Here is a 19,670-nt window from a genome sequence, read left to right as displayed (position 1 = left end):
AACGCGTCAAGATAAGAAGCTCTAACCGCTGCTGCCGGCCGGCGTCGCGACAGGAAGCACCTCGGTCGCTGCGCGATCGGGCGTATCGTCCTTCCAGCGCACCGAACCGAACGGCCGCTCCAGCATGCGGCGCACGCGAACCGGATCCGGCCCCAGATGATAGTCCGCCGCGCGCTGATACAAAGCGCGCTCGGACTGCGTCGAACGATTACGCTGGCGCAGGAAATCGAGCCAGGTCGGGCAGTGGTAGCGTTCGGTCCACAATTCGGGATCAGCGATGTCGCGCGCGATGGACCACCCATAGGCGCCGTTGCGCTGGCGCGAGAGCTGCACGTCCTGCATCACGCCGTGGAATGCGCGCGCATTCTCTTGATCCACGCGATATTCGATCTCCACCACCAGCGGGCCACTGCGCGCCGTCAATTGGAGTTGCACTTCAGGATCGGCCAGCGTCTCGGCATCCTCGTCGCGCGCGCCGGTCGGCGGCATCCGTAGGAACAGGCCAAATAGCGGCGAGAGAAACATCGCTCCGCCGGACACCAGCAATGCCGCTTCGACGCCGACCATGTCTGTGAGATGCCCCCAGCCCCAACTGCCAATCGCGATGCCCCCGGCAATCGCAGCCTGAAAGGCGGCGAGCGAACGTCCGGCAACCCAGCGCGGCGCCGAGAGCTGTACGCCGATATTGAACAGCGCGACCGCCAGCATCCAGACAGAGCCGGCCACCACCAGCGCCGCCGCAGTGATGACCGGCTCGCTGCTGACCGCCACGACGGCAATCGCAACGCCCATGATCAGCGCACAGGCCCGGATCGAACTTTCGCCGCTCAGATGCTTGCGGACATGCCCAATATTCATTGCGCCGATCACCGCACCCATGCCGAAGGCGCCGAGCATGATTCCGTAGGTCTGCGCGCCGCCATGCAGCAGGTCGCGCGCAACCAGCGGCATCAGCGCCGAGACCGAACCACCGCAGATGCCGGTGATCAGCGTGCGCGTCAGCACGATCTTGATCGACGGCGAATTAGCAATGTAACGCACGCCGGACACGATGGCCCGGCTCAGCCGCTCACGCGGCAGCCTGGAAACATCGACCTTGCGACGCCACAGGAACAGCACCACCAGCAACGGGATGTAGAGCACCGCATTGGCCGCGAAGGCTGCGACGGCACCGGCGGTGGCGACCACGATGCCGCCGATCGCCGGGCCGAAACTGCGCGCGATATTGTAACTGATGCCGTTCAGTGCCACGGCGGATGGCAGTACCTCCGGCGGCACCTGCTCGCCGACCGAGGATTGCCAGGCCGGTCCGAACAGCGCCATGCCGCTGCCGATGATGAAGCAGAAGGCGAGCAGGATGTTCGGCGTGATGTGACCGGTCCAGTCCAGCATGGTCAGTACGCAGGCGCCGACCAGCGACAGCACCAGCGAAGCCAGCGACACGACACGGCGGTCATACATGTCGGCCACGGCGCCCGCCGGCATCGAGATCAGCATGATCGGCAGCATCAAGGCGGTCTGCACCAGCGCCACCTTGTCGGCCGACGCGGTCATCTGCGTCATGGCCCAGGCAGCGCCCACGCTCTGGATCATCAGGCCCAGATTGGACAGCAGGCTGGCGAGCCAGATCCGCCGGAACACCGCAAACCGCAGCGGGGCGGCAATGCCGTCGGAGGGAAGAACCACTGGTTTCGCTGCTTCGGCCATCATCGTCCCGTCGTCTGCTGCAGATAGCGACTGCAGAGCCATGCGGGCCTGATTCCCCACTTGGCGTATCAAGGTGATGCCTGCGAAACGCGTTGTCTGTCCAGTGCCTGCTCCGCTATCACAGCGGCAAGCACCGGACGTGTGCAGATAGAGGGAGACCAGCCATGGCGCTGTCGCGACGGACCATCCTCACGAGCGCAGCCATGTTGCCGCTGGCTGCCCATGCGCTCCGTTTCGAGGCCGCAGCACAGACGGGCCCCGGCGCAGCGGCTGGTTCCGACATTCCCCCGATCCTGTTCGTCCACGGCAATGGCGACCACGCGGCGCTCTGGATGACGCAGATCTGGCGCATGGAAACCAATGGCATCCCGCGCAACCGGCTGATGGCGCTCAATTTCACCGATCCGCTGGCGCGTTCCGACGATGCTGTGGCGCAGCAGGGCCGCTCCTCCACCGAAGACCAGCGCCGCGAACTTGGCGAAGCCATCGCGGAACTGAAAAAGCGCACTGGTGCTGCGAAAGTGGCGCTGGTCGCCAATTCGCGCGGCGGCAATGCGGTGCGCAATTACATCAAGAATGGCGGCAGCGCCGATGTCAGCCACGCCGTCCTATGCGGCACCCCCAATCACGGCGTGTTCGACGGGACCGATAGTCCCGGCAGCGAATTCAATGGCCGCAGCCCGTTCCTCAAGAGCCTCAATCCCGACGAAGGCCCTGAGGTGACTGAAGGTACCGCCTTCCTCACCCTCCGCAGCGATGGCATCGACAAATATGCGCAGGCCGACGGTCGCCTGCTCGGCAAGCCGGGCGTGGCCACCGGCGTCACCGCCGATGGTCCGGCGCTGCGCGGCGCCACCAATCTCGTCCTCGGCGCCATCGATCATCGCGAGACGGGCTTTCACCCTCGCGCCTTCCGCGAGATCTACAAATTTATCGTCGGCCGCGAGCCCGTGCGGATCGATATCGCGCCGGAAGCTGAGGTGAAAATCAGCGGTCTCGTCACCGGCGCGCCCGGCGGCGTGCCCACCAACCGGCCGGTCGCGGATGCCCTGGTCGAGGTGTACCGCGTGGCGCCGGACACTGGCGAGCGGATCGGGGCAGCGCTCCATTCGGCCCGCACATCCGCCGATGGCCGCTGGGGTCCCGTTCGGGTCGATCCGGCCTGGCCTGTTGAGATCGTGCTGACATCGGCCGGAGCGCCGATCACGCATTCCTATCGCTCGCCATTCCCCCGCTCGTCCGAGGTCGTGCATCTACGCGCCGGCCGGCCGCTGGGACCCACCGATGCCAATGCCGGTGCAGTGGTGTCGATGTCGCGCGTCCGTGGCTATTTTGGATTACCGCGCGATGTCGTGCTGCTCGACGGCAAGGAGCCGACCGACGTGAAAGCCGGCGTGCCCACGGATTCGCTCTCGACTATCCGCCTTCCGGCCACGGACATCGGACGTCCGGTGGCAGCGCTGTTCAATCAGGAGCGGATCGTGGCGCGCGCCTGGCCGGCGTCGGAAAACCGGATCACGGTGGCGGAATTCACCGAGTAGATCACGCCAACTCGCGCGCCTCAGCGGTCTGGCTTTCTATATAACCGCTTTGCTGACTTCCCTACGCGTCTCCGATTAGATCGCATGAGGCATTGTTCGAAATCGCAAAGAGCCCCGCCATGTGCGGGGCTCCTTCGTTATTCTGTTATCGCAGCAACAGTACCAGGATGATGAGGGGAAGCGGGATTCCGAGTAGCCACAGAAGAATGGGCATGGTTGTCTCCTTTGATTGGGGTTAACGACGCTTCTTCCAGGTCCCGTCACGAAGCCCGCCACCTTCCGTCGCGGCAAGGCTGGCGGAGAAGGCGCCGATCAGCAGCGACGCCGTGAGCCAGAATGCGAGCTGCATCGCGGCCTTGCGTGCGGCATCCACCGCGGTCTTCGCATCGTTGATGACTTCAGTGACGCGCTTGTCGGCATCTGCCTCGCTCAGACCGGTGCGGCTGGCGACAACCTTGTTGACGTAGCTGCGGTCGGCAGGCTTGAGCTCTCCACCACGGAAACTGGCAGCCATCACACGTGACAGTTCACCACGCGCTTCCGCGCTGGTGCCATCGGCCGACGGCGTCGTCGGACGCAGCAGCGAATCCAGGTAGCCATCGCTCGGACCTGACTGGGCTGCAGCAGCGGTTGCACCGGCAGCAACACCCGACGCGGCTCCGCTCAGCAAAGTGGTTGCTGGAGATGCCAGCAGGATCGCTCCCAAAACCGTCGCGAACGACCAGGCCAGGAATCCATGCGCGGTGTCACGAAAGTAGACTTCGTCCGAATGCACGCCGATCCAGCGCGACCGCAGACGGCCGGCAATATAACCACCGAGCGATGACGAGATCATCGCGATGACGATCAGGTAGATACCGGTCGTGATCTTGAACGTGGTCGCGGAGGCGCCGGCACTTGCCCACGGAGACACGACAGACAGACCGAGACCTGTGCCAAAGGCAATCAGGACGAGCGTCAGTGCGAGCGAAACCACGGCACCGGCTGCAACCGCAGCCCACGATACGCCGGAGGTTTGCGGTTCGTCGACGCTTACATTGGGTTGGACGACAACGGTATCGATCATTTTAAATCCTCAGGCCGGTCCGATATGGAGCCACTGCCTCCCTAATGTGCATGCGTGAGTATCGTTCCGAGGGATGCGCCCGCTGGACCGCAATATTGGTCGATGCGTGCGTTGCGGCCACGCTTTCCATCGAGGCCTCCATGGCGCGCGGATGGACGCCTGCTATAATGACGAGACGCTCCGGTCCCTGGATCAATTGCGAGGCCCATCGTGAGCATTGCCGAGGTCTACGATTTCTCCGCTGCGCGAGCGCCCCTGGTGCCGCCGAGCCCGCCACGTGCGCCCGAGAACATGGGTGCGCTAGGGCGTATGTCGGCAATGCGCCGCAGCGCCATCGAGACCTGGGGTCAGCGCGCCTATGAAGATGACATCGTCAAGGGCCGCTTCTTCGGCCACGCGAGCTTCATCCTCAACGACCCCGATGCGATCCGCCATGTTCTGGTGGACAATTACGAGAACTATACCCGCACGCCCGCTGCATTCCGCGTGCTGCGGCCGATGCTCGGCGAGGGCCTGCTGCTCGCCGAAGGCCGCACCTGGAAACACCAGCGCCGCACCCTGGCGCCGGCTTTCACGCCGCGCGCGGTGACGACTTTGGTGCCGCACATGATCTCGGCCGTCGACGATACGCTCGCCGATTTACAGTGCGCCGAGGGCAAGCCGGTCGATCTTCGCGCGATCATGCAGCGGATGACGCTGGAGATCGCAGGCCGCACCATGTTCTCCTTCGGCATGGCCGAGCATGGCGCGAAGCTGCGCGACTTCGTGATGGAATACGGCATGAACCTGGCACGGCCGCATTTCCTCGATCTGCTGCTGCCGCTGGGCTGGCCGACGCCGCAGGATATCTCGCGCGCCTTCTTCCGCAGACGCTGGACGAGATTCGTCGGCGAGCTGATGACCGCACGTCGCGCCGCCGGCAAGAACGACGACGCGCCGCGCGATCTGTTCGACCTGATGGTGGCCGCACGCGATCCGGAAACCGGCGCATCCTTCACCGATGGGCAGCTCGGCGATCAGGTGGCGACGATGATCCTCGCCGGCCATGAGACGACGGCAACGGCGCTATTCTGGGCGCTGTATATGCTGACGCTCGATCCGGCGACCCAGGAGCAGGTCGCGGCCGAAGCCCGTGCCGCCAGCGCGAGCGGCACATTCGACATGGAGCATCTGAAGTTCACCCGCGCGGTGATCGACGAAACCATGCGGCTCTATCCGCCCGCCTTCCTGATCGCACGCGCCGCCGCGGGCCCTGATCGTCTGGCTGGCCAGTCCGTCGCCAGCAAGGACGTGATCCTGATCGCGCCCTGGCTACTGCATCGGCACGAGAAATTGTGGCACGAGCCCAACGCCTTCATGCCGTCCCGTTTCATGCCCGGCGCGACACCGCCGGACCGCTTCGCCTATCTGCCTTTCGGCGTCGGTGCCCGGGTCTGCATCGGCGCGCATTTCGCGCTTGTCGAGGCCACGTTAGCGCTGGCGAAAATCATCGGCGCGATCCGCGTCGAGCTACCGGATAAAGCACCCGTCATGCCTATCGGCGTGGTGACGACACAACCGGATCGCTCGCCACAGTTCTGGATTGAGCGGCGCTGACGTTATTTCAGCACGCCCTCTCCTCACGTGTTCCCCACCCCCCCGCGCTCATGGCACGTTAGGCGGAACGACAAGTTGAAGCGCAGCGGCAAAGCCCTGTCTTGGACGTAGCGACTATTTGGCCTAAACTGATGCCATGAGTGATGTTCAGGCACTATTCGCGACATTGAACCAGGCGACCGATCCGGCCGTAGCCGATGCCATTGCACAACTGATCCGCGACGGCGCGGACCACGAACTCAATCGTATCAACGTGCTGGATTTTGCGGCACGCCGCGGCCTGAACGAAGAGCGCGTCATTTCCGGCTTCCTGCATGCCTCCCGCCTCGGCCTGTTCGACCTGACCTGGAATGTGTTGTGCCCGGGCTGCAGCGGCGTCCTCGACGCCCACAGCACGCTGAAATCGCTGCGCCATGACGACTACCATTGCGGGCTCTGCGCCTGCGGCTATGAAGCGTCGGTTGACGAGCAGGTGGAGGTAGCGTTCACGGTCGCACCGCGCGTCAGGCACATCGCTGCACACGACCCCAATACGCTGCCGCTCTGGGAATACTTCAAGCAGGTGTTCTGGAGCTCAGGCGTCGATCTCAATCAGGAATCGTTTGCGTCACTCACCGATGAAGTGACACTGGACGCAATGGAATTGCCGGCACATGAAAAAGCGGTGATGTCGCTGCACTTGCCGTCAGAATTCGTCATCGTGTTCGAGCCGGTAACCCATGCCGCGCAGTTCATTGACGTGCAGGGCGAGCCGACCAAGGAACGACAGCATCTGTCGCTGATCTACAACCGGCAGCATACACCAACCGGCACCATCACGCTGCAACCCGGACCGTTGCGATTGTCCCTCGAGAACCAGACCGAGGTGCGTGTGCTGCCATCGGTATTTGTCGCGGCCGAGGGCCTCCATCACCTGATCGGCAAACGCAAGCCGTTCCTCACGGCCAAGCGAATACTCACCAACCAGACCTTTCGCGATGTCTACAAGGCCGACAACCTCAACATCGATCAGCGACTAAAGATTACCTCGCTGACTTTCCTGTTCACCGACCTCAAGGGCTCGACGGCCTTGTACGAGCGCGTCGGCGATCTCGCAGCCTTCGATCTGGTGCGTGCGCATTTCCACGCACTGCTGGAGATCATTGCGTCGGAAGCCGGTGCCGTCGTGAAGACCATCGGGGATGCCGTCATGGCGACCTTTACGCGGCCCGAACAGGCGCTGGCCGCAGGTCTGCGCATGCGCGCCGCGATGGAGCGACTGAACGAGGAGCGCGGCACCAAAGACCTCGTGGTCAAGATCGGTATCCATGAGGGACCCTGCCTCGCCGTGATGCTGAACGAGCGGCAGGATTACTTTGGCCAGACCGTCAATATCGCTGCCAGGGTGCAGGGCCTGTCAACCTCGCAAGCGATCCATATCACCAGCCCGGTGATATCGGCGCTGGCCGTGGAAGCCATCCTGAGGAAGGCCGAAATCACGCCGATCCAGAAGCACGCCGCCTTGCGCGGCATCGCCGACAAGATCGTGGTCTATGAGATTCCGTGACACGAGATCCCGTAAACTACCGCTCGTCTCAATTGTTACTTAACTGTCATCAGCGCTTCGGGAACCCGGCCGCATTGCATGCGTTCCATTTTCGCGCCACAAAGCACGAGCGCTTTCGCCGCATGGCGGGCCTCGCGATCATCTGGTTCAAAGAATAATGCTGGAAAAACTGCGCCAATTCATTGCCGACGTGGTGTCTCCCGATGCGCACGGAAATCAGGCATTCGACGATACCGGCTTCCGTCTTGCCGCTACGGCGCTGATGCTTCACGTCATCTCACTGGACGGGGAGCCCTCAGCTATCGAGAGAGCCAAGTTGCACAGCCTGATCGAGTCGCGTTTCGAGCTCGATCCGGGCACGGCTGACAGGCTCATCTCGGCTGCCACCCTCGTCGAAGGCGAGGCCGTCGATCTCTATCACTTTACGAGCGTCATCATGCGCGTGGTCGACGAGCCTGGTCGTGTCCGTCTCGTCGAGATGATGTGGCAGCTGGTCTATGCTGACGGCCGCGTCAGTGAGTTCGAGGAAAATGTGGTCTGGCGCGCAGCCGACCTGCTCGCAGTTTCATCACGTGACCGGATGGAGCTCAAACGACGCGTGGCGGGCGGTACAGCCACAACGGATACGACTGTCTGAGCAGGCGCAGCCTGACCGGAAAATGACAGCACTACGACGCATAACCAAAGTTTAATGCGCGGTCCCCGATAATTCATGCCACTGCTACGCATTCGGGAACTGAAGGCCTGCGGTATTCCGGTGGTCATTCCGACTTGCACATCACGGGTATCCCTATTACGCCTGTAGATGCATGCAAATCGTCCTCACGTATTTTAAGAGTACCTTATTGTGACTGAGCGCGTGACGTTAATAACCGGAGCCTCGGCCGGAATTGGCGCCGAATTCGCACGCATCTTCGCTGCGAACAAGCATCGCGTCGCTCTGGTTGCACGCCGTGCCGAGCGTCTGAATGCACTGGCCGCTGAAATCACGGCCGCCGGCGGTGCTGCGCCCATTATCATTCCCTGCGATCTCGAACAGCGCGACGCCTGCGACCAGATCGCGGCTGCCCTCGCTGCCGCCGATGTCGAAGTTGAGTATGTGGTCAACAATGCCGGCTTCGGCATGTTCGGCCGCGCGATCGACATGGACCGCGATCGGCAACTCGGCATGCTCGAGGTCAATGTGCGCGCACTGACGGATCTGTCGCTGCGCTTTTCCGAGAGCCTGATCCGCAACAAGGGCGGCATTCTCAATCTCAGCTCGATCGCGGGTTTTTTGCCGGGTCCCGGAATGGCCGTGTACTACGCCAGCAAGGCCTATGTGCTGTCCTTCACCGAAGCGCTGCGTCAGGAGCTCGGCTCCAAGGGTGTGCGCGTGACCGCATTGTGCCCCGGTCCGGTGCCGTCGGAATTCCAGGCGCGCGCCGGATTCACGCCGGGCCTCGACTCGGCGATCCTCAATGTCTCGGCGGCTGACGTCGCCCTGCTGGGCTATCAGGGCCTGATGGCCAATAAGCGCACAGTTTTCCCCGGCCTCGGCATCAAGATCGTGCCGCTGCTGCTGCGGCTTTTTCCGCGCGGCTTCATCGCGGGGGCGGTGGCAAGGTTGCAGTTGAGACGGGTGTGAAGCCGGTCTGCCTACGCCCTGCGGGCTTCGGCGAGACATCCTTCGTTTGCTTCGCTTTTTATGGTCGGGAGGGTGGCTTGCCGAGCCGGAGCTTGCGAAGCAAGCGAAGGATGGTGGAGCCAGGCGGGATCGAACCGCCGACCTCGTCATTGCGAACGACGCGCTCTCCCAGCTGAGCTATGGCCCCGATACGAACCGGGTCGCCCATGCGATCCGGTCAGCAATCGGCGCCATTTACAATCCCCGTTAACGGCAAGTCAAGAACGTCGCAAAAGCGCGGTTTTCCGGCACTTTTCGCCCGGAACTTCCCTTGTTTGAGGGGGGCTGAACCGATATTTAGCGGACAGTCGAATCCGCGACCTAACCCGCGAGCCATCCCCGCCATGCGCGCCGTTCTCGATATCGTGCTGATCATTCTCGATCTCTATGTCTGGCTGCTGATCGCCTCGGCGATCCTGTCCTGGCTGATCGCCTTCAACGTCGTCAACACCCGCAACCAGTTCGTCTCCGCGATCGCCGAATTCCTGTTCCGGATCACCGAGCCCGTGCTGGCGCCGATCCGCAGGATGCTGCCGAGCCTCGGCGGTCTCGATATCTCGCCGATCATCCTGATCCTGATCATCATGTTCCTGCAGCGGGTGATCACCTACTACATCTATCCCAGCGTCTTCTGATCGGCCGCCGGGTTCGTGGCAGATCCCTGGCGCTACGCGACTGACGGTGTCAGCATCGCCGTGCGCGTGACGCCGCGGGGTGGCCGAGACGATATCGACGGGATCGAGACGATGGCCAATGGCCGTTCGGTAGTGAAGGTGCGGGTGCGCGCCATCGCCGAGGGCGGCGAAGCGAACCGCGCCGTGACCGAACTGCTTGCCAAGCGGCTCGGCGTGCCGAAGCGCGATGTGCGCGTGCTGTCCGGCACCACGTCGCGCGTGAAGCAGATCGCGGTCGACGGCGACCCGACGAAACTGGGCGCGATGCTGCGCAGGATCACTGCAGCAACGCCCGACGACACTGACGACAGGACCGACACATGACCGCCAGCATCATCGATGGAAAGATCATTGCCGCCGAATTGCGCGGCCGCGTCGCCGCCGAAGTCGCGCGCGTCAAAGCCGAACATGGCGTGACGCCCGGCCTCGCCGTAGTGCTGGTCGGCAGCGATCCTGCCAGCGAAGTCTATGTCCGCAGCAAGCACAAGCAGACCCAGGAAGCCGGCATGGCCTCCTTCGAGCACAAGCTGCCGGCTGATGTCGCACAGGCCGATCTGATCGCGCTGGTGCAGAAGCTCAACGCCGACCCCACCGTCCACGGCATCCTCGTGCAGCTGCCGCTGCCGAAGGGGTTCGATACCGACGCCGTCGTCAATGCCATCGATCCCGCCAAGGATGTCGACGGCCTGCACCCGACCAATGCCGGACGCCTTGCCAGCGGCATGCCTGCACTGTCGCCCTGCACGCCGCTCGGCTGCATCATCCTGACCAAGAGCGTCCACAAATCACTCGAAGGCATGAATGCCATCGTGATCGGCCGCTCCAATCTGGTCGGCCGTCCCTTGGTGCAACTGCTGCTCAATGAAAACGCCACCGTGACCATCGCGCATTCGAAGTCGCGCGACCTCGCCAAGCTCTGCGCGCAGGCCGATCTGGTCTATGCGGCAGTGGGCCGCCCTGAAATGGTGCGCGGCGACTGGATCAAGCCCGGCGCGACCGTGATCGATGTGGGCATCAATCGGCTGCCCGGTGCCGAAGGCAAGACGCGTCTCGTCGGCGACGTGGCCTATCAGGAAGCGCTGAAGACCGCCGGCGCGATTACGCCGGTGCCCGGCGGCGTAGGTCAGATGACAGTCGCCTGCCTGCTGGTGAACACGCTGCGCGCGGCATGTGCGATTCACAAGCTGCCGGCACCGACGGTTTAAAGCGCTCGCTCCGGCCCATCCACGTCATTGCGAGGAGCCTTGCGACGAAGCAATCCAGTTCTTGGCTTTCTGGATTGTTTCGCTGTGCTCGCAATGACGGCTGAGGGGTCGACGCAGAACTCTTACTTCGCCGTATTCTCGATCAACCGTCGATAGAACCGGATCATGTCGGCGTAATTCGCGACGCTCAGCCGTTCGTTGGTGCCGTGAAAACGCTTGAGGTCTTCCGACGTCGCGCGCACCGGCGAGAAGCGGAAGATGTTGTCGGTGACGTCCGTGTAGTGCCGGGAGTCCGTCGCCGCCACCATCAGACCAGGCGCCACCAGCGCATCGGGGAAGATCTCGCGAATGGTCTGATTGAGCGCGCGATAGGACGAGCTCGCCGTGCCGGTCACCGGGGGCGGATCGGTATTGCCGGGGAATGGCGCAATCGAAATCCTGTCGTTGCTGACTGCGCTGCGTACATGTTCGGTAACGCTGGCCTGTGTATCGCCGGGCAACAGCCGGAAATTCACCGTGGCCTCCGCATTGCCCGGCAACACATTGTCCTGCTCGCCGGCCTTGAAGATCGTCAGCGCCGTGGTCGTGCGAACCGTCGCCTCGGTCGGGCCGCTCTTCTCGAATTCGCGCAACAGCAGCGGCTTGAACAGCCACAGATTGGACAGCACCACGCGGTTGAAGCCGCTCATCTCCGGCGCGATCGTATCGAACATCTCGCCGACCGTACCGCGGATCTGCATCGGCAGACGCTTGTTTTCGAGCTGGGTCAGCGCCGCGCTCATCATGCCGATGGCGGTTTCGCGCGGCGGCATCGACGAGTGACCGGGCGTGCCATGCGCGGTCAGCACCAGCGTCGCATAGCCCTTCTCGGCGACGCCGATCAGCGCCATCGGTTTGTCGAGACCCTTGAGAATGCCCTCGGTGATCAAAAGGCCTTCATCGAGCACGAAGTCGAGCTTGACGCCACGCGACGTCAGCAGCGCCGCGATCGCCCTTGCGCCGCGGGTGCCGGAGACTTCCTCGTCATGGCCGAAGGCGAAATAGATGGTGCGCTTGGGGCGGAAACCCTGCTTCGCCATCACCTCGGCGGCCTCGAGGATTGAATACAGATTACCCTTGTCGTCCCAGGAGCCACGGCCCCAGATGAAGCCATCGGCGACGACGCCCTTGAACGGCGGTTGCTGCCAGTCTTTCTCGGTGCCCGGTGCGACGGGCACGACATCCTGATGCGCCAGCAGCGCAATCGGCTTCAAGGCGGGATCGCTGCCTTCCCATGTGTAGAGCAGACTGTAGTTGCCGACGAGTTCGCGCTTCGCCACGGCATGGAAGGCCGGGAAGCTCGCCACCAGATGCGCCTGCATCGCGCGCAGCGGTTCGGCGGCCTGATCGGAATTGAGGAAATTGGAGATGGTCGGGAAGCGTATTGCTTCCGCAAGTCGCTCTGCCGCCGCCTGCTCATTGACCGGCGCTTTCGCCGCCGCGGTCACCTGAAGCTGCCGCGATCCTCCACTGAATGTCTTGACGAGCACGATGCCCGCGAGCAGCAAAACGGCCGCGATGACGATCAGCGCGGCCGTTCGGAGCAGTTTGATCCATCGGCGCATCGGAAGTCCCCTTCTGCTACGCCGGTCTCTGTTACTTGGTCTTGGCGGCCGACTCTTTTGCAGATTTGGCGCGCTCGATCCCTTCGAGGATCAAGCGCTGCGCATCGGCGGCGTCGCCCCAGCGCACCACCTTCACCCACTTGCCGGGCTCGAGATCCTTGTAGTGCTCGAAGAAGTGCTGGATCTGTTGCAGCGTGATCTCAGGCAGATCGCTGTAGTTCTTCACCTTGTCGTAGCGCTGGGTCAGCTTCGAGGTCGGCACGGCGATGATCTTCTCATCGAGGCCGCCTTCGTCTTCCATCAACAGCACGCCGACGGGACGCACGCTCATCACGGCGCCCGGCACGATGGCGCGGGTGTTGGCGATCAGCACGTCGCAGGGATCGCCGTCGCCGGACAGAGTGTGGGGGATGAAGCCGTAATTGCCCGGGTAACGCATCGGGGTATAGAGGAAGCGATCGACGAACAGGGCGCCGGATTCCTTGTCCATCTCATATTTGATGGGCTCGCCGCCCACCTGGACCTCGATGACGACGTTCACTTCATGCGGCGCCTTGGCGCCGAGCGGGATTGCGTCAAGACGCATCAAACACTCCAGATTTCATAGGACAGGTTGCGACAGGCGTAGCCGAGCGGGAGCCCGGATTCAACGCCTGCGAGACCAGAAAATCATGAACCGGCTTAATGGCTTAATTCGTCCAGGCGAATGCCACTTTATCGAGCGATTTTGCGCCGAAACGCTCCGAGGAGCGGGCCACCATGCGGCCACCCAGAGCGCGGTAGAACTCCGTGGCGCCCTCATTGTCCGACAGCGCCCAGATCACCATGCTCTTCAGCCCGCTCTGCACGAGATCGCGCTTGGCGGAGGCGAACAGCCGGCGGCCGAAGCCGAGGCCCTGGAATTCCGGACGCAGGTAAAGTTCGTAGATCTCGCCTTCGAACTGCAGGCTGCGGGCGCGGTTGCGACCGTAATTGGCGTAGCCGGCGACCTTGTCACCGAAGCACAAAACGCTGACGCGGCTGCCCTTGCGGATCGCCGAATCCCACCAGCCGGGACCGCGGCGGTTGATCAGCTTTTCCAATTCGGGGCCCGGGATGAGACCTTGATAGGCCGCGCGCCAGGCTTCGTCATGGGTGGACGCCACCGCGGCTGCATCCGCAGCTTTGGCCGGCCGAACCTCGATCAGGGTTGTGCTCATGAGGGGATCAAAGCAAGTCGGCGGGCGCTCTTCAAGGTCCATCGTTAATTATCGGTTAACGTGTGGATTTTCAGCATCAGTTTACCGAAAGAGTTGTATCGAAAAAGGACAGAGCTGCATCCAATGCGCGCCGAACGCCATGTTTTCCACTGCTGGCACGTATCGCGCGAGTCGTGTCGCAGTTGCACACGCGTATCGATGTGCACAACTGCATCGATGTGATTCGCGGCGTGTAGAGTTCGACAGGCATTGCGTCCGCACGAAAGTCCCTGAGCGCTCATGAAACACGTCCAAGCGCTTTGCCTGCTGGCTGCATTGCTCGGAAGCGCCGCTACTGCCGCAGCCCAGACATCAGGCGCGCAGGCCCCGGAAGAAGCGCCGCATCGCCGGCAGGTCTGGTCGGTAGCGTCGCCCGATCCAAATACCAGTTCCCGCGCGGTGCTATTCCGCCCACCCGGCAATGGCCCGTTCCCGCTCGCTGTCATTGCGCATGCCACCACGCAGAATGCGCTGCGCCGCGCGCAGATGCCGCAACCGGAATATCGCGCACTGGCCTCCTGGTTCGTTGGGCGTGGCTACGCCGTGCTGGTGCCCGAGCGCCCCGGCCATGGCTTAACCGGCGGGCGTTATCTCGAAGACCAGGGCGGCTGCGACAATGCCGACTATCTCGGCGCCGCCCGCGCCACGGCGGATAGTATCGCCGCAGCGATGACTGACATTCGCAAACAACCCTTCATTCGCAGCGACGGCACGATCGTCGTCGGCCATTCCGCGGGCGGCTGGGGCGCGCTCGCCATGGCCGGCGCCAATCCGCAAGGCGTCAGAGCGATCATTGCCTTTGCCCCAGGACGCGGCGGCCATGCCAATGACCGACCGAATGACGTCTGCGCGCCGCAGCGCCTGATCGCCGCTGCCGCGACCTTCGGACAGACGGCGCACGTGCCTGTGATCTGGCTCGTCGCGCGCAATGACAGCTATTTTTCGCCGGACTTGTCACGCCAGCTAGCGGATGCGTTTCGCAAGGGTAGCGACAAGGTCGATGTCTACGAACTGCCTAATTTTCGAAGCGAGGGCCACTGGCTTGCGGAGAGCGACGGCGGTAACGACATCTATGGTGCCACGCTGGACAAGGCGTTGAAGGCAATCACGGCGAGGAAGCGATGACGCGCAAACCTGCGCAACCGGAATGGACAGTGCAGTGACCGAGCCCTGGCCCGATGACAATGTCATCCTTTATGACGGCGTCTGTATCTTCTGCTCGCGCTGGATCCAGTTCGTCGCCAAACGCGACACCGATCACCGCTTTCGTTTCACCCCGATCCAGTCCGACTATGGCAGCCGCCTCGCCCGCCATTTCGGCATCGATCCCGCCGATCCCGACACCAATGCGGTGATCCATGGCGGCGCGGCTTATGTCAGATCCGATGCGGCGCTGACGGTGCTGTCGACCCTGCCCGGCTGGCAATGGGTGCGCGTGCTGTTCGCGGTGCCGAAGGCGCTGCGCAATCCGGTCTACAGCCTGATCGCAACGAACCGCTATCGTATCTTCGGAAAGACCGAGGCGTGTATCGTGCCGGACGCGGGGATGAGGGCGAGGGTGATAGAGTAAGCGAGCGTCTACGCTTTGCTCTGCTTGCCTGTAGCCATCACGTCCTTCGCCGCCCGCTCTCCACTCTCCCGCGCCCCATGCGCCGTCGAGAAGAAATTCGGCGATGTCGCTTCGCCGGCAAAGAACAGTCTGCCATCCACCGGCGCCGCGAGGACCGCGCGGGCATCGGCATGGCCGGGCTTTGCCGCCGAATAGGCGCCTTGCGCGAAGCGATCGTGTCCCCAGCGGGATTCCGCGAGCGGCGTGAGCTTGCTGCGGATATCCGAGCCGAGCAGCGCCACGATCTCGTCGATGCTTTGCGCAGCGAGCGCGCCCTCACCGGCGTCTTCCAGGTCGCGTGCGAAACTGCCCCCGAAAAAGCCGGCGATGCAGGGGCGGCCGGACGGGCGCAGGTGAAAACTGCCGACACCCGTGCGCAGGGCGGCGCCGCGCAACCCGATATCCGACGGCCATTTCTCCGCGTTGGAGAGCGCCAGCATTACCTTGTTGTCGGCGCCGAGCGGCAGGCCCGCGGCGGCCTCGACCTTGCTGGGCAACGGCGGCGTGAAGCGGATATTTTCATTGGCGATGAGATTGGTCGGCACGCAGACGATCACTTTCGCCGCGCTGAGCGTGCCGCGCGACGTCTCGATGCGAATACGCGCACCGGAATGATCGATGAGTGTCACTTCGGTATTCAGCGCTACCGAACATGGCGCGCCATAGGCCGCGATCAGCGCACCGTAGCCATCGGGCAGGCGCCAGTTGATGTCCGTGTCCTCATAGGCATCCATGTCGTGCAGCGACACATCCTTGAGCTCGAAACCGTTGATATAGGTCGAGACCGCATCGATCATCGGATTCCATGGATTGCCGGGCTCAAGGCATGTCGCCGCCGGCGCATCGATCTCGTTTTCTGCGGCCTCCTCGGCGCGCTCATAGAACGCGTCGATCGCGGCGAAGAACTCATCGCGCTTCGCCTTTGAGAAGGCGACGTCATAAGCCTGATCGCGCCACGGCGGGCGCGACTTGTCAACGGCGAAGCCGAGCTCTTTCGCGATGCCGACGAAGTCATTCTTGTCGGCGGAGTGCAGCCATTCACAGCCCAGATCGAACGGAATGCCGGGGGCCGCCATGATCGTATGGGCACGGCCGCCGATCCGGTCGCGCGCTTCCAGCACGATCACGGAGAGCCCGGAACCTTCCAACATACGCGCGGCGCCGAGGCCGGCAGCGCCGGCTCCGATGATGGCGACATCTACTTCGGAAGGCAGTCTGGTCATCGCGTCGGTATTCACAGCGGATGGGAAACGGGTGACAACGGGATAAAGGCTTGCTTGAATTATTCAAGCCACCGCTGCCCTCGGAGAAGATGCATGACAGCCCCACACGATTTCGAACTCTACGGCTTCTGGCGGACGTCCGCGACCTATCGCGTCCGCGTAGCGCTCAACCTGAAGGGATTGGAAGCGCACGAGCGCGTGATCGACCTCGACAAGGGCGAGCAGCGCGGCGACGCGTTCCTCAAGATCAATCCGCTCGGCGCGATTCCGGCCCTGATCGAGCCCGGCCACCTGCCGCTGACTCAGTCGCTGGCGATCCTGGAATTCCTCGACGAGATCCATCCGACCCCGCCGCTGCTGCCGAGCGATCCACACGGCCGCGCCCGGGTGCGTTCGATCGCCGCGATGCTGGCCGCCGACACCCACCCGCTCATTACGCCGCGTGTGCGGAAATATCTCGCCATCACCGCCGGCTTTGACGATGCCGCAGTTCGCGCCTGGCTGGTGCACTGGTTCACCACGGGCCTCGCCGCCGTGGAAGAGCGCCTCGCCAGCGAACCCGCCACCGGCCGCTTCTGTCATGGCGACGAAGTGACTATCGCCGACATCTGTCTGCTCAGCATCACCGCAACCATGAAGGTGCTGAAGATCGAAATTGCAGGTATTCCAACCATCAATCGCATCGTTGCTACCTGCGAGGCGATGGAGGCGTTTGCGAAGGCGGATCCGTTAAAGCAGGTGGGCGCGCCGGCAAATTGACTCCGCCCTCGTCCTGAGGAGCCGCGCAGCGGCGGCTCGAAGGATGGCCACAAGCGTCGGCGCGACACCAACTCATGGTTCGAGACGGCGCTACGCGCCTCCTCACCATGAGGGACGGAGTGAAGGCATCGCACCATACAAAAAAATGCCCGGCTTTCGCCGGGCATTTTATAACCAGTCAAAGAATGCTCTCGCTTACGCGATCACTTCCTTGGTCTTTTCGGCGCGCTTGCGATCGTTGGCATCGAGATGCTTCTTGCGCAGGCGGATCGACTTCGGGGTGATCTCGACCAGCTCGTCGCTCTCGATATAGGCCAGCGCCTTTTCCAGGGTCATGCGGATCGGCGGCGTCAAACGCACCGCTTCGTCCTTCGACGTGGTGCGGATGTTGGAGAGCTGCTTGCCCTTGAGAACGTTGAGTTCGAGATCGTTCTCGCGGGTGTGCTCGCCGATGATCATGCCCTTGTAGACCTTCCAGCCCGGCTCGATCATCATCGGGCCGCGATCTTCCAGCTTGAACATGGCGTAGGCCACCGCTTCGCCCTGGTCGTTGGAGATCAGCACGCCATTACGGCGGCCGGCGATCTCGCCCTTGTAGGGCAGGTAGTCGTGGAACAGGCGGTTCATGATCGCGGTACCCTTGGTATCGGTCATGAGTTCGCCCTGATAGCCGATCAGGCCGCGGGTCGGCGCGTAGAACACCAGACGCAGACGGTTGCCGCCCGACGGACGCATCTCGATCATCTCGGCCTTGCGTTCGCTCATCTTCTGAACGACCACGCCGGAGAATTCCTCATCGACGTCGATGACGACTTCCTCGACCGGCTCCAGCGTGTTGCCGTTTTCGTCCTTGGTAAGAACCACGCGCGGACGCGACACCGACAGTTCGAAGCCTTCGCGGCGCATGTTCTCGATCAGGATCGCGAGCTGCAATTCGCCGCGGCCCGACACTTCCATCGCGTCACGGTCGGCGGATTCGACGACCTTGAGCGCGACATTGCCTTCGGCTTCACGCAGCAGGCGGTCTCGGATCAGGCGGCTGGTGACCTTGTCGCCTTCGGTGCCGGCGAGCGGCGAGTTGTTGACGATGAAAGACATCGACACGGTCGGCGGATCGATCGGCTGCGCCTGGATTGGAATTTCAACCGACGGATCGCAGAAGGTATCGGCGACCGTGCCCTTGGGCAGGCCGGCGATGGCAACGATGTCGCCGGCTTCGGCGAGTTCCACCGGCTGGCGCTCGAGGCCGCGGAAGGCCAGGATCTTGGTGATACGGCCGGTTTCGACGACCTTACCGTCACGCGACAGCACCTTGACGGCCTGGTTCGGCTTTACCGAACCGGCCGAGATGCGACCGGTGATGATGCGACCGAGATAGGGGTTGGCTTCCAGGATGGTTCCGAGCATGCGGAACGCACCTTCTTCAACCACCGGCGGCGCGACATGCTTGATGACGAGATCGAACAGCGGCTTCATGCCGACATCATGCGACGCGTCCGGGCTGTCGGCCATCCAGCCGTTGCGGCCCGATCCGTACAGAATCGGGAAATCGAGCTGGTCGTCGGTGGCGTCGAGCGCTGCGAACAGGTCGAACACTTCGTTGACGACTTCGGTGATGCGGGCGTCCTGACGGTCGACCTTGTTGATCGCGACGATCGGCTTGAGGCCGAGCTTCAGCGCCTTGCCGACCACGAACTTGGTCTGCGGCATCGGGCCTTCAGCGGCGTCGACGAGCACAATCACGCCATCGACCATCGACAGGATGCGTTCGACTTCGCCGCCGAAGTCAGCGTGGCCCGGGGTGTCGACGATGTTGATCTGGACTTCATCCCACAGCACCGAGGTGCACTTGGCGAGAATGGTGATGCCGCGCTCTTTTTCGATGTCGTTCGAATCCATCGCGCGTTCCTGGACGCGCTGATTGTCGCGATACGTGCCCGACTGCTGCAGCAGCTTGTCCACGAGAGTGGTTTTGCCGTGGTCAACGTGGGCGATGATAGCAATGTTGCGAAGGTTCATAGGTCTTCTTCTGGTTACGGTCTGGGTGCCCTTGAGCGGGTTCAACAAGACATGCTCGACAACAAAAGGCTTATGCCTTGCGCTCGAGCGCGTTCGATAACTGCCTCGTCTGAAAACGCGCTGGGGCAATCCCTCCAAAAGCAAACCCGGCCAGAAGGGGCCGGGTACTCGGACGCGTTGCGGCGCAATATAGGGGGAAATCGCCGAAAAACAATGC

18 protein-coding genes and 1 tRNA gene are annotated in these 19,670 nt (G+C 62.9%); 11 read left to right on the top strand and 8 right to left on the bottom strand.

The window, feature by feature from the left end; translation table 11 throughout:
- Positions 1–21: 21 nt before the first annotated feature.
- Positions 22–1,707, bottom strand: a complete 1,686-nt coding sequence (locus AB8B20_RS21830; protein ID WP_439074055.1) for an MFS transporter — start codon at positions 1,705–1,707, stop codon at positions 22–24.
- Between the two features lie 164 nt (positions 1,708–1,871).
- Between AB8B20_RS21830 and AB8B20_RS21825 the strand changes: the two genes are divergently transcribed.
- Positions 1,872–3,248: a hydrolase gene (locus AB8B20_RS21825; protein ID WP_439073627.1), complete on the top strand. Its 1,377-nt coding sequence runs from the start codon at positions 1,872–1,874 to the stop codon at positions 3,246–3,248.
- Positions 3,249–3,483: 235 nt separating this feature from the next.
- On the opposite strand, the gene AB8B20_RS21820 is transcribed toward AB8B20_RS21825, so the two are convergent.
- Positions 3,484–4,314 (bottom strand): hypothetical protein, encoded by an 831-nt coding sequence (locus AB8B20_RS21820; protein WP_439060358.1) that lies wholly within the window; start codon positions 4,312–4,314, stop codon positions 3,484–3,486.
- Positions 4,315–4,524: 210 nt separating this feature from the next.
- On the opposite strand from AB8B20_RS21820, the gene AB8B20_RS21815 reads away from it, so the two are divergent.
- The 4 genes from AB8B20_RS21815 (at position 4,525) to AB8B20_RS21800 (ending at position 9,083) form a co-directional block, all read left to right on the top strand.
- Positions 4,525–5,910 carry a cytochrome P450 gene (locus tag AB8B20_RS21815; protein WP_439073629.1) on the top strand — a complete coding sequence of 462 codons (1,386 nt, stop codon included), beginning with the start codon at positions 4,525–4,527 and terminating at the stop codon, positions 5,908–5,910.
- 136 nt (positions 5,911–6,046) lie between these two features.
- Entirely contained in the window at positions 6,047–7,456 is a 1,410-nt protein-coding gene (locus AB8B20_RS21810) for an adenylate/guanylate cyclase domain-containing protein (RefSeq protein WP_439073631.1), read from the top strand.
- Between the two features lie 157 nt (positions 7,457–7,613).
- The gene (locus tag AB8B20_RS21805; RefSeq protein ID WP_089266541.1) at positions 7,614–8,093 is read left to right on the top strand and encodes a TerB family tellurite resistance protein; all 480 of its coding nucleotides are present in this window, start codon (positions 7,614–7,616) and stop codon (positions 8,091–8,093) included.
- 210 nt (positions 8,094–8,303) lie between these two features.
- Positions 8,304–9,083 (top strand): SDR family NAD(P)-dependent oxidoreductase, encoded by a 780-nt coding sequence (locus tag AB8B20_RS21800; RefSeq protein WP_439073632.1) that lies wholly within the window; start codon positions 8,304–8,306, stop codon positions 9,081–9,083.
- Between the two features lie 111 nt (positions 9,084–9,194).
- Here the strand turns inward: AB8B20_RS21800 and AB8B20_RS21795 are convergent.
- A tRNA-Ala gene (locus AB8B20_RS21795) sits at positions 9,195–9,270 on the bottom strand.
- Positions 9,271–9,466: 196 nt separating this feature from the next.
- Between AB8B20_RS21795 and AB8B20_RS21790 the strand changes: the two genes are divergently transcribed.
- The 3 genes from AB8B20_RS21790 to folD are packed head-to-tail and all read left to right on the top strand — an operon-like array spanning position 9,467 to position 11,001.
- Complete coding sequence (locus tag AB8B20_RS21790; RefSeq protein WP_068737841.1) at positions 9,467–9,757, top strand: YggT family protein; 291 nt, start codon at positions 9,467–9,469, stop codon at positions 9,755–9,757.
- Between the two features lie 15 nt (positions 9,758–9,772).
- Entirely contained in the window at positions 9,773–10,120 is a 348-nt protein-coding gene (locus AB8B20_RS21785) for a DUF167 domain-containing protein (RefSeq protein ID WP_089266538.1), read from the top strand.
- On the top strand, positions 10,117–11,001 hold the full coding sequence (gene folD / locus AB8B20_RS21780) for a bifunctional methylenetetrahydrofolate dehydrogenase/methenyltetrahydrofolate cyclohydrolase FolD (protein WP_439073634.1): 885 nt from the start codon (positions 10,117–10,119) through the stop codon (positions 10,999–11,001). Before AB8B20_RS21785 ends, folD begins: the two co-directional genes overlap by 4 nt.
- Before the next feature lie 122 nt (positions 11,002–11,123).
- Here the strand turns inward: folD and AB8B20_RS21775 are convergent, their stop codons facing one another.
- The 3 genes from AB8B20_RS21775 to AB8B20_RS21765 form a co-directional block, all read right to left on the bottom strand.
- Positions 11,124–12,605 (bottom strand): M20 family peptidase, encoded by a 1,482-nt coding sequence (locus AB8B20_RS21775; RefSeq protein ID WP_439073636.1) that lies wholly within the window; start codon positions 12,603–12,605, stop codon positions 11,124–11,126.
- Between the two features lie 31 nt (positions 12,606–12,636).
- Positions 12,637–13,191 carry an inorganic diphosphatase gene (gene ppa, locus AB8B20_RS21770; protein ID WP_089266533.1) on the bottom strand — a complete coding sequence of 185 codons (555 nt, stop codon included), beginning with the start codon at positions 13,189–13,191 and terminating at the stop codon, positions 12,637–12,639.
- 103 nt (positions 13,192–13,294) lie between these two features.
- A complete protein-coding gene (locus AB8B20_RS21765) occupies positions 13,295–13,804 on the bottom strand; it encodes a GNAT family N-acetyltransferase (RefSeq protein ID WP_068737851.1) in 510 nt (169 codons plus the stop codon).
- A 279-nt stretch (positions 13,805–14,083) separates the two neighbouring features.
- Between AB8B20_RS21765 and AB8B20_RS21760 the strand changes: the two genes are divergently transcribed.
- Positions 14,084–14,968 carry an alpha/beta hydrolase family protein gene (locus AB8B20_RS21760; protein ID WP_439073637.1) on the top strand — a complete coding sequence of 295 codons (885 nt, stop codon included), beginning with the start codon at positions 14,084–14,086 and terminating at the stop codon, positions 14,966–14,968.
- A 34-nt stretch (positions 14,969–15,002) separates the two neighbouring features.
- A complete protein-coding gene (locus AB8B20_RS21755; protein ID WP_441253334.1) occupies positions 15,003–15,413 on the top strand; it encodes a thiol-disulfide oxidoreductase DCC family protein in 411 nt (136 codons plus the stop codon).
- Positions 15,414–15,421: 8 nt separating this feature from the next.
- On the opposite strand, the gene AB8B20_RS21750 is transcribed toward AB8B20_RS21755, so the two are convergent.
- Entirely contained in the window at positions 15,422–16,675 is a 1,254-nt protein-coding gene (locus tag AB8B20_RS21750) for a flavin monoamine oxidase family protein (protein WP_439073639.1), read from the bottom strand.
- 93 nt (positions 16,676–16,768) lie between these two features.
- Here AB8B20_RS21750 and maiA point away from each other — a divergent pair, with 93 nt between their 5' ends.
- On the top strand, positions 16,769–17,434 hold the full coding sequence (maiA, locus tag AB8B20_RS21745; RefSeq protein ID WP_439073641.1) for a maleylacetoacetate isomerase: 666 nt from the start codon (positions 16,769–16,771) through the stop codon (positions 17,432–17,434).
- Positions 17,435–17,629: 195 nt separating this feature from the next.
- On the opposite strand, the gene typA is transcribed toward maiA, so the two are convergent.
- The gene (typA, locus tag AB8B20_RS21740; protein WP_089266528.1) at positions 17,630–19,453 is read right to left on the bottom strand and encodes a translational GTPase TypA; all 1,824 of its coding nucleotides are present in this window, start codon (positions 19,451–19,453) and stop codon (positions 17,630–17,632) included.
- Positions 19,454–19,670: the final 217 nt, after the last annotated feature.

The sequence above is a fragment of the Tardiphaga sp. 866_E4_N1_4 genome (assembly GCF_052076075.1).
In the GTDB taxonomy this organism is placed as follows: Bacteria; Pseudomonadota; Alphaproteobacteria; order Rhizobiales; family Xanthobacteraceae; genus Tardiphaga; species Tardiphaga robiniae.
This window is presented reverse-complemented; position numbering and strand designations above follow the sequence as displayed.

Bases quoted from the DNA above. Each gene is read 5' to 3' on its own strand.
- AB8B20_RS21830 (WP_439074055.1), bottom strand. From the start codon at position 1,707: ATGGCCGAAGCAGCGAAACCAGTGGTTCTTCCCTCCGACGGCATTGCC.
- AB8B20_RS21825 (WP_439073627.1), top strand. From the start codon at position 1,872: ATGGCGCTGTCGCGACGGACCATCCTCACGAGCGCAGCCATGTTGCCG.
- AB8B20_RS21820 (WP_439060358.1), bottom strand. From the start codon at position 4,314: ATGATCGATACCGTTGTCGTCCAACCCAATGTAAGCGTCGACGAACCG.
- AB8B20_RS21810 (WP_439073631.1), top strand. From the start codon at position 6,047: ATGAGTGATGTTCAGGCACTATTCGCGACATTGAACCAGGCGACCGAT.
- AB8B20_RS21805 (WP_089266541.1), top strand. From the start codon at position 7,614: ATGCTGGAAAAACTGCGCCAATTCATTGCCGACGTGGTGTCTCCCGAT.
- AB8B20_RS21790 (WP_068737841.1), top strand. From the start codon at position 9,467: ATGCGCGCCGTTCTCGATATCGTGCTGATCATTCTCGATCTCTATGTC.
- folD (WP_439073634.1), top strand. From the start codon at position 10,117: ATGACCGCCAGCATCATCGATGGAAAGATCATTGCCGCCGAATTGCGC.
- AB8B20_RS21775 (WP_439073636.1), bottom strand. From the start codon at position 12,605: ATGCGCCGATGGATCAAACTGCTCCGAACGGCCGCGCTGATCGTCATC.
- ppa (WP_089266533.1), bottom strand. From the start codon at position 13,191: ATGCGTCTTGACGCAATCCCGCTCGGCGCCAAGGCGCCGCATGAAGTG.
- AB8B20_RS21765 (WP_068737851.1), bottom strand. From the start codon at position 13,804: ATGAGCACAACCCTGATCGAGGTTCGGCCGGCCAAAGCTGCGGATGCA.
- AB8B20_RS21760 (WP_439073637.1), top strand. From the start codon at position 14,084: ATGAAACACGTCCAAGCGCTTTGCCTGCTGGCTGCATTGCTCGGAAGC.
- AB8B20_RS21750 (WP_439073639.1), bottom strand. From the start codon at position 16,675: ATGACCAGACTGCCTTCCGAAGTAGATGTCGCCATCATCGGAGCCGGC.
- maiA (WP_439073641.1), top strand. From the start codon at position 16,769: ATGACAGCCCCACACGATTTCGAACTCTACGGCTTCTGGCGGACGTCC.
- typA (WP_089266528.1), bottom strand. From the start codon at position 19,453: ATGAACCTTCGCAACATTGCTATCATCGCCCACGTTGACCACGGCAAA.